13 protein-coding genes, 1 tRNA gene and 1 pseudogene are annotated in these 12,386 nt (G+C 59.5%); 7 read left to right on the top strand and 8 right to left on the bottom strand.

Features of this window, described 5'->3' with window-relative positions:
- Positions 1–5: 5 nt before the first annotated feature.
- From ASD07_RS12870 to ASD07_RS12885, 4 genes are all read right to left on the bottom strand, one after another.
- Positions 6–81, bottom strand: a tRNA-Lys gene (locus ASD07_RS12870).
- A gap of 57 nt (positions 82–138) precedes the next feature.
- Positions 139–1,902, bottom strand: a complete 1,764-nt coding sequence (locus ASD07_RS12875; protein WP_055930395.1) for a GspE/PulE family protein — start codon at positions 1,900–1,902, stop codon at positions 139–141.
- 8 nt (positions 1,903–1,910) lie between these two features.
- Entirely contained in the window at positions 1,911–2,696 is a 786-nt protein-coding gene (locus ASD07_RS12880) for a spermidine synthase (RefSeq protein ID WP_055930398.1), read from the bottom strand.
- A 101-nt stretch (positions 2,697–2,797) separates the two neighbouring features.
- The gene (locus ASD07_RS12885; protein ID WP_055930401.1) at positions 2,798–3,313 is read right to left on the bottom strand and encodes a glycine zipper 2TM domain-containing protein; all 516 of its coding nucleotides are present in this window, start codon (positions 3,311–3,313) and stop codon (positions 2,798–2,800) included.
- A gap of 307 nt (positions 3,314–3,620) precedes the next feature.
- On the opposite strand from ASD07_RS12885, the gene ASD07_RS12890 reads away from it, so the two are divergent.
- The 7 genes and pseudogenes from ASD07_RS12890 to ASD07_RS12915 all read left to right on the top strand — a co-directional run bounded on the left by ASD07_RS12890 (position 3,621) and on the right by ASD07_RS12915 (position 9,588).
- The gene (locus ASD07_RS12890; protein WP_055930404.1) at positions 3,621–4,019 is read left to right on the top strand and encodes a barstar family protein; all 399 of its coding nucleotides are present in this window, start codon (positions 3,621–3,623) and stop codon (positions 4,017–4,019) included.
- A gap of 80 nt (positions 4,020–4,099) precedes the next feature.
- Positions 4,100–4,708 (top strand): phosphoribosylglycinamide formyltransferase, encoded by a 609-nt coding sequence (gene purN / locus ASD07_RS12895; RefSeq protein WP_055931830.1) that lies wholly within the window; start codon positions 4,100–4,102, stop codon positions 4,706–4,708.
- A 15-nt stretch (positions 4,709–4,723) separates the two neighbouring features.
- Entirely contained in the window at positions 4,724–6,019 is a 1,296-nt protein-coding gene (locus ASD07_RS12900; protein WP_055930407.1) for an RsmB/NOP family class I SAM-dependent RNA methyltransferase, read from the top strand.
- 139 nt (positions 6,020–6,158) lie between these two features.
- On the top strand, positions 6,159–7,454 hold the full coding sequence (locus ASD07_RS12905; protein WP_055930410.1) for a mechanosensitive ion channel family protein: 1,296 nt from the start codon (positions 6,159–6,161) through the stop codon (positions 7,452–7,454).
- A gap of 93 nt (positions 7,455–7,547) precedes the next feature.
- The gene (locus tag ASD07_RS12910) at positions 7,548–8,744 is read left to right on the top strand and encodes a fatty acid desaturase (protein WP_055930413.1); all 1,197 of its coding nucleotides are present in this window, start codon (positions 7,548–7,550) and stop codon (positions 8,742–8,744) included.
- Positions 8,745–8,893: 149 nt separating this feature from the next.
- Positions 8,894–9,082, top strand: a pseudogene (locus tag ASD07_RS30140) (hypothetical protein); the annotation flags it as partial.
- Between the two features lie 23 nt (positions 9,083–9,105).
- On the top strand, positions 9,106–9,588 hold the full coding sequence (locus tag ASD07_RS12915; protein ID WP_156397987.1) for a hypothetical protein: 483 nt from the start codon (positions 9,106–9,108) through the stop codon (positions 9,586–9,588).
- Positions 9,589–9,616: 28 nt separating this feature from the next.
- On the opposite strand, the gene ASD07_RS12920 is transcribed toward ASD07_RS12915, so the two are convergent.
- The 4 genes from ASD07_RS12920 to radC form a co-directional block, all read right to left on the bottom strand.
- Entirely contained in the window at positions 9,617–10,945 is a 1,329-nt protein-coding gene (locus tag ASD07_RS12920) for an IS4 family transposase (RefSeq protein ID WP_055930420.1), read from the bottom strand.
- A gap of 121 nt (positions 10,946–11,066) precedes the next feature.
- Positions 11,067–11,237 (bottom strand): 50S ribosomal protein L33, encoded by a 171-nt coding sequence (rpmG, locus tag ASD07_RS12925; RefSeq protein WP_028101815.1) that lies wholly within the window; start codon positions 11,235–11,237, stop codon positions 11,067–11,069.
- A gap of 11 nt (positions 11,238–11,248) precedes the next feature.
- Positions 11,249–11,485 carry a 50S ribosomal protein L28 gene (gene rpmB, locus ASD07_RS12930; RefSeq protein ID WP_008451488.1) on the bottom strand — a complete coding sequence of 79 codons (237 nt, stop codon included), beginning with the start codon at positions 11,483–11,485 and terminating at the stop codon, positions 11,249–11,251.
- Between the two features lie 117 nt (positions 11,486–11,602).
- Positions 11,603–12,277 carry a DNA repair protein RadC gene (radC, locus tag ASD07_RS12935; protein ID WP_055930424.1) on the bottom strand — a complete coding sequence of 225 codons (675 nt, stop codon included), beginning with the start codon at positions 12,275–12,277 and terminating at the stop codon, positions 11,603–11,605.
- Positions 12,278–12,386 lie beyond the last annotated feature (109 nt).

Here is a 12,386-nt window from a genome sequence, read left to right on the forward strand (position 1 = left end):
CATTCTGGTAGGCCGTGCGGGGCTCGAACCTGCGACCAACGGATTAAAAGTCCGCTGCTCTACCAACTGAGCTAACGACCCGAAGAGGCCGTATTATATACGAGGATTTTGGCGTTTGCAAAGCCCCTTTTTTCTGCGTTAGCGCATGGCGGTCACTTTAAGTACTTCCTCCGCGGTGGTCACGCCTTCAAGCACCTTGTAGGCGCCGGCAATGCGCAGCGGGACCATGCCTTCGGCTACCGCTTGCTTGCGCAGGGCGGTGATGTCGGTTTCCTCTTCCAACATGGAGTTGAACGATTCGCTGGTGGTCAGCAGCTCGTAAATGCCGGTACGGCCGCGGAAGCCGGTCTGGCGGCACTCCGGACAGCCGACCGGGCGGTACACTTTCTCCGGCTTGCCGATGTCCCAGCCGCCGCTCAGGCCTTGCCAGAGGTCGTCGGCCAGCTCGCCGCCTGCTTCCTTGCAGTCCACGCACAGCGTACGCACCAGGCGCTGCGCCATGATGCCGATCAGCGTCGCCTCCAGCATGTAGTAGGGCACGCCCAGTTCCAGCAAGCGCATCACGGCCGAGGGCGCGTCGTTGGTGTGCAGGGTCGACAGCACAAGGTGGCCGGTCAGCGCGGCCTGGATTGCCATCTCCGCGGTCTCCAGGTCGCGGATCTCGCCGACCATGATGATGTCCGGGTCTTGCCGCATCAGGGCGCGTACGCCGTCGGCGAAGGTGAGGTCGATGCCGGGCTGCACCTGCATCTGGTTGAACGAAGCTTCCACCATCTCGATCGGGTCTTCCACCGTACAGACATTGACCTCCGGCGTCGCCAGCGTTTTCAGCGTGGTGTACAGCGTAGTGGTTTTGCCCGAACCGGTCGGGCCGGTGACCAGGATGATGCCGTGCGGGCGGTTGGTCAGCGAGTCCCAGCGTTTCGCATCGTCGACCGGGAAGCCCAGTTCCGGCAAGGTCTTCACTACCACTTCCGGGTCGAAGATACGCATCACCAGCTTTTCGCCGAAGGCGGTCGGCAGGGTCGAGAGGCGCAGCTCGATTTCCTGGCCGCCGGCGGTGCGTGTCTTGATGCGGCCGTCCTGCGGGCGGCGCTTCTCGATCACGTCCATGCGGCCCAGCAGTTTGATACGCGCGGTCATCGCAATCATCACCACGGCGGGAACCTGGTAGACCTGGTGCAGCACGCCGTCGATGCGGAAGCGGATGGTGCCGAGGTCGCGCTTCGGCTCCAGGTGGATATCCGAGGCGCGCTGTTCGAAGGCGTATTGCCACAGCCAGTCGACGATGTTGATTACGTGCTGGTCGTTGGCGTCGACCGTCTTGTTCATCTTGCCCAGTTCGACCAACTGCTCGAAGTTGTTGCGCAGCGCGACGTCCTGGCCGGTGTTCTTGTTGGCGTGCTTGATCGACTTGGCCAGCGAGAAGAACTGCGAGGTGTACTGGGAAATGTCGAGCGGGTTCGAGATCACGCGCTTGATGATGCGGCGCGAGACCTTGGCGATTTCCGCTTCCCACTCAAGCGCGAACGGATCGGCGGTGGCCACCGTCAGCGTGTCCGGGGTAATTTCCACCGGCAGGATATTGAAGCGTGCTGCATAGCTGGCCGACATCACGTCCGCCACCTTGGTGAAGTCGATCTTCAGCGGGTCGATGCGGTAGAAGGACAGCTTGGCGCGCTGTGCCAGCCATTCGGTCAGCACGTCCAGCGTCAGCAGCTTTCCGCTCTTGGCCGATACCAGTTTGCAGTGTGCGACGGCGCTCAGGGGATGCATGGCGCCGGGCGTGTTGCGCAGGATGCCCTGCGCCTGCGCGTAAAGTCCTTTGACTTCGGCTTTCTCGACCATTCCATCAGCCAGCAGCCAGGTGAAGATAATTTGAAGATCGAGTGCTTTTGCCATGTGTGACCTTATGCGAGTGCGGCTTTCAGTCCTTTGAGCCAGGACTTTGCGGGCAATTTAGTTTCGGCGACGATTTGCGCGGCGCGATCGGCCAGCGCTGCCACGTCGATATTGCGGCGAGTCTTGAAGGCGATCGCCACCACGTTCCCGTCATGGACTTCCGGCAGCGACACCACCTGCGGGAAGGCGAACTTCATGGCTTTCAGGTTTTTGGCGTAGCTTGGATGGTCGCCGAACAGGTTGACGGTCATGATGCCATCGTCATTCAGGCAGGCGGCACAAGCCTGGTAGAACTCGGCCGTGTCGAGCACCGGGCCGCGCGCGGTGGCGTCGTACAGGTCGACCTGCAGCGCGTCCAGCATGCCGTGGTGGTCCGGGTTGGTGACGTAATCCATCGCATCCATTTCGAGCACGTTCAGGCGGCCGTCATTGTCGGGCAGCTTGAACATGGAATAGCAGATGCTGATCACCGAAGGGTTCAGCTCCACCGCGGTGACTTGCGCGGCAGGGAAGTGCTTGTAGCTGAACTTGGTCAGCGCGCCGGTACCCAGGCCCAGTTGGGCAATATGGGCGGGCGCATCGTGCCACAGCATCCAGGCCATCATCTGCTGGGCGTATTCCAGTTCCGGCCAGTCCGGCTTGCGGATGCGCATGGCCCCCTGCACCCATTCGGTGCCGAAATGCAGGTAGCGCACGCCATCCAGCTCGGAGAGCGTGACCGGCGCAAACTTGGGTTTTCGCGTGGCCGGACGCGAAGACTCTTCTTTTTCGATGGATTTACGTTTAATCAGCATGGCGGCATTATCCCGCGTTATCTTGCTCACAAGCAAGCGTACAAATAAAAACTGCCGGCCATTACTGGCCGGCAGTCCGGGTGGCCGAGATGGCCCGGGACTTAATTATTCATCGGTTCAACATTTACGCGCAGGCGAATGCGCTGACCCGGGTCGTGGCTCATGAAATTGGTGTAAGTACGACCGCGATAATCGTACTCTACGTTATAACCGGTGGTGCGGGTTTCATACGCATCGACCATGCGGCACTGTTTCACGGCCTGCTCCTGCACCGCGCCTGGCTGCACGTTCGAGTTTTGGGTACGGTCGCCGATCACGGCGCCGGCAATCGCGCCGGCCGCCGTGGCGGCCGTCTTGCCGTGGCCGCCGCCCACCTGGCTACCCACCGCCGCACCCAGGATGCCGCCCAGGATGCTGCCCCCGACGCCGCGTTCCTGCGGCTGCTGCACCTGGACATATTCGGTACGGCATTCCTGGCGTGGACGGTTGATCTGCTCGGTCACCGGCGTGACGCGGGTGACGCGGCCGTAGTCCTCGAAATCAATGGCCTGGGCGTGCGCCAGCGGCAGGGTGCCGAGGCTCAGTGCTGCGAAAAACAATTTAGTTTTGGTTTTCATTTTGTATACCTCGTTTCTGTCTTTTTGGCAGTTCACTTTGGTTTAATGGGAATTGCACGCCTAAATAGTAACGCCAAGGCTTGTATCCTTGGGGGAAGTAAGGCAACAAAATGTAACCCCATGCTTTTGGGTTAATATGGTAAGTTTTTAACAAAACTTGCGTTAGGACTCACTTTCGGGTTGATTCATAGAGTACAACACGTTACCCTTATGGCGTGGATCAGATTGACAGGGAGAAACGAAAGCTCCGGCCCCGGCGCATTGACCCGCCTGCGGCTCGTACTTGATAGGTCGATTTGAGGGAAAGATGAGTTTGTTGATAACTGTGCCGCCTAATTTAGTCCAGTCTATTCGCGCCTTCCGCGTGGCAGAGCTGCAGGACGAGGCAGCGCGCCTGGGGCAGCATTTCTTGTACGCGCATTGCCATGCCGGCCTGACCAAACAGCAAGTCCTGGGCATTATTGCCGAGTCTTTCCATATCCCCAAACCGCACGCCAAGAATTTCGACGCCCTGCGCGAAACCCTGACTGAAACCATGGCCAAGGCAGGCGAGCAGCCTGGCTTCCTGACGGTGCTTGAACAGTTGCCAAACACGCAAAAATTTGACCGTGAAGCACGCGAGTGCCTGCTCGATGTGTTCCGTGATGCGGCCGATTTCTGGGCCGAAAAGAAAGTCCCATTCCGCGTTTTTTACTCGTTCGAGTAGCCTTCATTCCCCGCTTGCATAGTTTGCTGCAGGGCAGCATAATGTCGCGTTGGCTCGCCTGAGCAGGTACAATGGCGGCCATGAAAAACATCGTCATCCTCATTTCCGGACGCGGAAGCAATATGGAAGCGGTGGTCCGTGCAGCCCAGGCCGAACAATGGCCCGCCCGCATAGCCGCCGTCATCAGCAACAAGGCGGATGCCAAAGGCCTCGAATTTGCGGCCCAACACGGCATCCCGACCGCAGTAGTCAGCAACAAGGATTACCCTAGCCGCGAAGCATTCGATGCTGCGCTGCAGGAAGTCATTGACGGCTTCAGCCCCGACCTGGTCGTGCTGGCCGGTTTCATGCGCATCCTCACGCCGGGCTTTGTCAGCCACTACGAAAACCGCATGCTGAATATCCACCCATCGCTGCTGCCGCTGTTTCCAGGATTGCATACGCACGAGCAGGCCCTGGCATCGGGCGCAGCCACGCACGGCGCCACCGTGCACTTCGTGACTGCGCAGCTGGACCATGGCCCGCTGGTGGACCAGGTCTCCGTGCCTGTCCTGCCGGGCGATACCGCTGACGTATTGGCGGCGCGCGTGCTGGAACAGGAATGGGTCATGTACCCGCGTGCTATCCGCTGGTTCGTCGAAGGCCGTTTGAGCGTCGAGGATGGCAAGGTCAATATTGACCGCAACTAATTAAGAAAGAACATCATGCGTTTGCCACCATACGTCCTCACCAGCGCCGAAAACGTTCTGCGTGAAATCATGCGCTTCAGCGCGCCAGCCGACACCACTTTGTCGTTCTTCTTCAAAGCGCACCCGAAACTGGGCGGCCGCGAACGCGGCGCGATTGCGGAAGCGGTGTACGCGGTACTGCGTAACAAAGCCTTCTTCAGCGACCGCGCGGAAGCCGGTGTTTCCGGCGGCGCCACCATGCGCCGCCTGGTACTGCTGGGCATGGCCGATGCGGTCGGTATCGACGCGCTGCCGGGCCTGTCGGACGACGAATCCGAATGGCTCAAGCGCCAGCTGGAAATCGACCGCTCGCTGCTGCACAAATCGATGCGCGCGAATATGCCGAAATGGCTGTTCGACAAGCTGGTCAAGCAGTACGGCGAAGAGGAAACCCTGGTCATGGCCGATGCGCTGAACACCCCGGCGCCGCTGGACCTGCGCGTCAACGCCATGAAGGCCGACCGCGATGCCGTGGTGGCCGAACTGGCCACCGCGCCGATCGTCGCCGAGCCGACTCCGTTCGCCCCACTGGGCCTGCGCCTGCGGAAAAAGCCAGCGCTGCAAAACCTGCCGCTGTTCAAATCCGGCGCCATTGAAGTGCAGGACGAAGGCAGCCAGCTGCTGGCCCAGATCCTCGGCGCCAAGCGCGGCGAGATGGTGGTGGACTTCTGCGCCGGTGCCGGCGGCAAGACGCTGGCGCTGGGGGCGCAGATGCGCAACACGGGCCGCCTGTATGCCTTCGACGTCTCCGAAAAGCGTTTGGCCAAGCTGAAGCCGCGCCTGGCGCGCTCCGGCCTGTCGAACGTGCACCCGGTTGCCATTGCCCATGAACGCGATGCCAAGGTCAAGCGCCTGGCGGGCAAGATCGACCGCGTGCTGGTGGACGCGCCATGCTCGGGCATGGGCACGCTGCGCCGCAATCCGGACGTCAAATGGCGCCAGGATGAAAGCGCGATCGGCGAATTGCACGAGAAGCAGGTCTCGATCCTGGACGGCGCCGCGCGCCTGGTCAAAGGCGGCGGCCGCCTGGTATACGCCACTTGCTCGCTGCTGGAAGAAGAGAACGACGCTGTCGCCAGGCAGTTCATCGAAACCCATCCGGATTTCGAGCTGGTGCCGATGTCCCAAGTGCTGGCCGAGCAAAAGATCGCCAACCTCGAAATGGGCGACTACCTCAAGCTGCTGCCGCACAAACACCAGACCGACGGCTTCTTCGCCGCCGTGTTCGAACGCAAGCCGATGGCCAAGCCGGCCAAGGCCGACGAAGAGTAACAGCCCAGCCCGTGTCACACCTTGGGGTCACACCCCGAGAGTGACACGAGCGCAGCCTTAGTAATGCTGGGTCCGTGTCACACTTAGGGTGTGACCCCATGGTGTGACACGGGCTGAACCATAAGGAGTAGGTCGAACGATGCCGTTGGCGAATTTGCTGAATGATCTTCTGGGGGATCTGCGCGATCCGGGCCTGATGTGGCAGTTGGGCGCGATCGTGCTGTCTGTTTTGCTGGGCTGGAGCTTGTCGCGCCTGCTGTGGCGCGGCGTCAAGGCGCGTACTGCAAACAATCATGTGGCGCGCTTCGGCGTGGAGAGCTTCGGCCGCGTGGTCGGCCCGCTGGCCGTCGTCGTGCTGTTGTGGGCTTCGCAGAAAATGCTGGGCCGCTTCCACCTGCACACGAACCTGTTCAACCTGGCGCTGCCGATCTTCAGTTCGCTGGCGGTCATCCGCTTCGGCTTCTACCTGCTGCGCCGCGTGTTTGCGCGCGGCGGGGTAGTGGGCGAGGGCATGCAGAATTTCGAGAAGGCTTTCCAGCTGCTGGTGTGGCTGGCCTTCGTGCTGTATATCACCGGCTTCTACGTCGACCTCTTTGACTTCCTCGACGACACGCTGGTCCCGCTTGGCAAGCACAAGGTGTCGATTGCCACCATCTTGCAGGCGGCGGTGTCGGTCGTGGTGCTGCTGTTGCTGGCGATGTGGGCCGGGGCGGCGCTCGAAGAGCGCTTGATGAATTTGCACACCATGCACTCCAACCTGCGCGTGGTGATCGCGCGCATGGGGCGTGCGGTGCTGATCCTGGTTGCGGTGCTGGTCAGCCTGTCGCTGGTGGGCATCGACCTGACCGTGCTGTCGGTGTTCGGCGGCGCGCTGGGTGTCGGCCTGGGTCTGGGTTTGCAGAAGATCGCCAGCAATTACGTGTCGGGCTTCATCATCTTGCTGGATCGCAGCCTGACCATCGGCAATGTGATCACGGTCGACAAGTACAGCGGCCAGGTCACGCAGATCAATACCCGCTATACCGTGCTGCAGGGGACCGATGGCGTGGAATCCATCGTGCCGAACGAAATGCTGGTGTCGGGTGCGGTGCAGAACTCTTCGCTGACCAATCCTGCCGTGGTGATCGTCACGCGTGTGACAGTCGGCTACGAAAGCGATGTCGACGCCGTGCTCAAGCTGATGGAAGACGCTGCGCTCACCATCGAGCGTGTCATGAAGGACAAACCGCCATCGGGCATGCTGCAAGCCTTCGGCGCCGACGGCCTGGAACTGGCGCTGGCTTTCTGGATCGCCGATCCGGAAAACGGCCGTGGCGGCGTGACCTCGGATGTCAATCGGGCAATCTGGAAGTCCTTGAAAGAAAACGGGATTTCTGTACCGTTCCCGCAACGCGAGATCCGCCTGATCGGTTCTCTGCCGGAGCAGTCTGCCTAAAAAATAATCAGTGCCTACGGGAAAACCTTCCTCTAATTACCTGCGAATGCGCGTACAATTGCGCCTATTCGGAGTACCTCAAATGGAGTTGTAATGGATTTAAGCGCAGTTCTCGATTTCATCAGCAATGGCGTGACCGGCATCAGTGCCTGGGCAACGGTTGGCGTGACGCTGATCCTGACCCACATCACCATCGCCAGCGTGACGATCTTCCTGCACCGCCACCAGGCGCACCGTGCTTTGGAACTGCACGCGATCCCTTCGCATTTCTTCCGTTTCTGGCTGTGGCTGACCACCGGCCAGGTGACCAAGGAATGGGCTGCCATCCACCGCAAGCACCACGCCAAGTGCGATACCGAAGAAGATCCGCATAGCCCGGTTACCAAGGGCATCAAGAAAGTGTTCTGGGAAGGCGCCGAGCTGTACCGCGCTGAATCGAAGAACAAGGAAACCATGGAGAAGTACGGCCATGGCACGCCTGACGACTGGATCGAAAAGAACCTGTACACCCGCTTCTCCTGGCAGGGCGTGGCGCTGTTGCTGATCCTCGACTTCATCCTGTTCGGCGCCAAGGGCATTACCGTGTGGGCCGTGCAGATGCTGTGGATCCCAGTAACCGCCGCCGGCATCATCAACGGCATCGGCCACTGGTGGGGCTACCGCAACTACGACTGCTCCGATGCGGCGACCAACATCATCCCTTGGGGCATCATCATCGGCGGCGAAGAACTGCACAACAACCACCACACCTATGCGACTTCGGCCAAGCTGTCGTCCAAGTGGTATGAGTTCGATATCGGCTGGGGCTATATCCGCGCCATGGAAATGATCGGCCTGGCCAAAGTGAAGAAGATGCCTCCGAAGCCCAAGTTTGACCCGGCCAAGGTGAAGGCTGATTTCGAAACCCTGCAATCGGTGATCGCCAACCGCTACGACGTCATGGCCAAGTATGCCAAGTCCGTCAAGCACGCCTGGAAAGAAGAACTGGCGCAGCTGAAGGACAAGCCGCAGCTCGAAACGCGCTTCCTGAAGTCTTCGCGCAAGCTGCTGCAGCGCGAACCAGGCAAGCTGGAAGCCCCGCAGAAGCAGCAGCTGGTGGAACTGTTCCAGCACTCGAAGGCGCTGGAAACCATGCACAATATGCGCGTGGAACTTGGCGTGCTGTGGGAGCGTTCGCAACTGTCCCGCGAAGAGCTGGTGCAGAGGCTGCAAGACTGGTGCGAGCGCGCTGAAGCGTCCGGCATCAAGTCCCTGCAAGAGTTCTCGATGCGCCTGCGCAGCTACGCGTAAGCCGGATCGACCTTTCAATAAGACGGCCCTTCGGGGCCGTTTTGTTTTTGGGAGGACGAATGACTGGAACCTCGACGGCCGAATGCATGTGCGGCGTTGCCGCGTTCTAACTTCGGGGCGAGCCTGCGGCGCACGCGCATTGCCATTGCAATGCCTGCCGCGACTTTTACGCTACGGCTATCCTGTCGGCTACGGCCTGGAAGGCCGAGGCGGTGCAGGTCACGCGCGGCGAGACCGCCAGTGTCGCGCATCCGGCGCGGCGGATGGCCCGTATGGATGGGATGGCCCGCAATTCGTGTTGGCGTGACTTCACTCTTAAGAGTATGCTGTTTCCATGAGTAAATATTTTAAGGAGGCTGCTGTGAAGTGGTGGATTTTGTCGTTGGCAATGACGCTGGCGGGAAGTGCCCAGGCCGGGCCGAACTGGGTCATTAAACCGGATGGTCTGGGTCCGTACAAGGTGGGCGCCCAATACGAGAACCTGGGCAAGACCTTTGGCGGCCTGGAACCGGACTCGATGATCACTGAAAACAAGGTGTGTCGCGTGGCGCGCTCCAAGCGTTACCCGAACGTTGAAGTGACCTTCGTGAAAAAGGTGGTGGCGCGTGTCGACGTGTCGAGTGGCTATGGCACCGAACGCGGCGTGCGGATCGGGGATCCGGCATCCAAGCTGCAGCGCGTGTATGGCGACGCGGTAAAGCCGCATCCCCAGCATGCCGACTGGCTGATGGTGGAAACGGGCGACCGCGAACTGGCCATCCGCTACGTAATGGTTGACGGAAAAGTCAAGGAAATTCACGCCGGCAAGCGCATACAGCTGCAAACAGAAGACGGCTGCCAATAAAAAAACCGCCCGGAGGGGCTAATGCCGTTCAGTTAAGATCTCTTTTGAGAACTTTGACTGCATAGCGTTGAGGTAGGGCTTTAACGGCCCGGTCGTGCGAACCACCGGGCCGTTGTTCATTGTGCAGGTCTATTAAGCGCTGGCGTAGTCGTTGCAGTAAGGCCGGCAATTTGCCTTGTGCTTTGGTGACCGCGGCCCAATGCAGCTCATATTGAATAGCGTGGAAAGCGCGTACAAAGCTGATAGCGGTGGGTTCGCTGTTGGCCGCCAAAGCTGCCTTGCTCATTTCCAGCCGAATCAGGTTGTACGCGATAAGCGCCCCCCATATCTCTTGGTAGACGCCTTCAATGGTACGGCTGCGCAAGGTCAATGCTGTCCCCAGCATTGTTTGCTTTAGCTCCCGGTAGCTAGTTTCGACTTGCCAGCGGCGCGCGTAACAGGCTGCGATATCGGCTGCCTTGAAGCGGCGACGATCGGTGAGCGACGTCAATAGAATTCTCTTGCGCGCGTTGCTGTCGATGACGGTGACGGCGCGCGCCTGCCAGAATGGAGGGAGCTCTGGGCACTTGGCCCGCGCTTGTTGCGATACGCGCATCTGGACGATGGCATCGTCCGCAGTGCCGCTTAAGACCTCCCACTTGCTGTTGCTTTTTGCTGGAATAAGGAAATGCCGATTGCTTCCCTTGGCGGTCAATTGGCACAAAATCTCCGCTGCCAGAAAGCCCTTATCAAACACCGTCAACGAATCATCCGGAACCTGCTCGAGCAAAGTCTTCGCATAGAGCATTTCATTGATTCCATAAGGCCCGAAGGCGGCATCAGCGATGATATGTGACGGGATCGAAGTAAGCGTCACACCGCGTACCTGAGGATAGCTTGCCACGGCGCCACTGGCATAACCCTGAGCGCCAAAATGCGCGCGGGTGTCGGGGTTATCCGCTGTACGCAACGTGGTGCCATCCATGGCGAAAAGACTCAGCCCTTTGAATAGACAGTGCTTGGCATCTTGTGCGCTCCAAGCGTGAGCTGCTGTGATGAAGAGCCAATGCAAAGGCTCTGCACCAAGTCTCTGACGCGCCTGCGCAACCGCACTCTTGCAAACGAACGGCGTGTCGGCATCCAGCAACGCCAAATCAAGTTCATCGACCACTTCGCCTATCGATTGATGCCGATAAAGTGCCAGCGCGATCACTAGCCACACCACTTGCTCTGCCGGCAAGCGCCGATGCCGGACACTGGCTTTGCCCGTATACTCGACAGCTTCGGCCACCCACTCGTAGGGAAGGTGTTCCCCCAGGCGCCGCCAGTTGGGCGCCTCGATTGCATTGGCCAGAAAATGAAGGGTGTCGTCGAGCATGTGCAACCGAGGTTAACAGCATGTGATGACGTTTACAACACCCCAAAACGAAAAATGCCGTTCAGTCTTAACTGAACGGCATTAGCCCCGAGGGGCGGTTTTTTGTTCGAGCCAGGATCAATTACTTGATCTTGGTTTCCTTGTACATCACGTGCTTGCGTGCTTTAGGATCGAACTTCATGATTTCCATTTTGGAAGGCATGGTGCGCTTGTTTTTGGTAGTGGTGTAGAAGTGACCAGTACCTGCGGTCGATTCCAGCTTGATCTTGTCGCGGCCAGTTTTTGCCATGATTCAGCTCCCTATTAAACTTTCTCGCCACGTGCACGCATGTCGGCCAGGACGGCGTCGATGCCGACCTTGTCGATTACGCGCAGACCGGCGTTGGACAGACGCAGGGAGACCCAGCGGTTTTCAGATTCAACAAAAATACGACGGTTCTGCAGGTTAGGCAGGAAACGACGCTTGGTTTTGTTGTTTGCGTGGGAAACATTGTTGCCGACCATCGGCTTCTTCCCAGTTACTTGGCAAACACGTGCCATGGCACACTCCTTGAATTACTTCCGAAATTGGAAAAACAAGAGTATATGGAAATTTCCCAAGTTTTTCAAGCACTTGCGAAAAACAATTGTGTCATACATTAACTCAAAATTTAACAATTAGATTTGCCCATGTTCGGCGAAGGAATGCACCTGGTGGCCCGCTACCACGAAGTGGTCAAGGATCCGTATATCCACCAGGGCCAGCGCCTGCACCAGTGCCCTCGTCAGGAGGACATCCGATTCGCTCGGGGCGGGTGATCCGGACGGGTGGTTATGGGCCAGCATGACGGCAGCGGCGTTACGCGCCAGCGCTTCCCGCACCACTTCGCGCGGATACACGCTGGTATGGGTCAGGGTGCCGCGAAACAATTCGCAGGCTTCGATCAAACGGTTTTTTACGTCCAGGAACAGGACGTGGAAGGATTCATAGGGTTGGCCCGCCAGCGACAGGCGCAGGAAGTCTTTCACCGCGTGCGGCGAGGACAATGCCTCGCCGGAGCTCAATTCCTCCGCAATCGCGCGGCGTGCCAGTTCGACAACAGCCTGCAGCTGGGCGTATTTGGCCGCGCCCAGGCCGGGTACGGCCGTGAAATCGGCACGGCTGGCGTGGATCAGGGTGCGCAGCGAGCCGAAGCGGCCCAGCAGCTCGGTCGCCAGCGCTACCGCATCCTTGCCGGGGATGCCCACCCGCAGGAAAACCGCCAGCAGTTCGGCATCGGACAGGGCTTGCGGCCCGGCTTTTAACAATCGTTCGCGTGGGCGCAGTTGTTCTGGCCAGTCTGAAATCGCCATGGTCACCTCCGTCGCCCATTATCCGGCCCGGCAGGGAAGGTCAATTTGCGTTGGCTCAGGTTTTGCGCAGGTGGGGCGGGGCGGCGCTGCGCCGCACGCCTCCCGATGG

The sequence above is a fragment of the Duganella sp. Root336D2 genome, assembly GCF_001425005.1.
Lineage (GTDB): Bacteria > Pseudomonadota > Gammaproteobacteria > Burkholderiales > Burkholderiaceae_D > Rugamonas.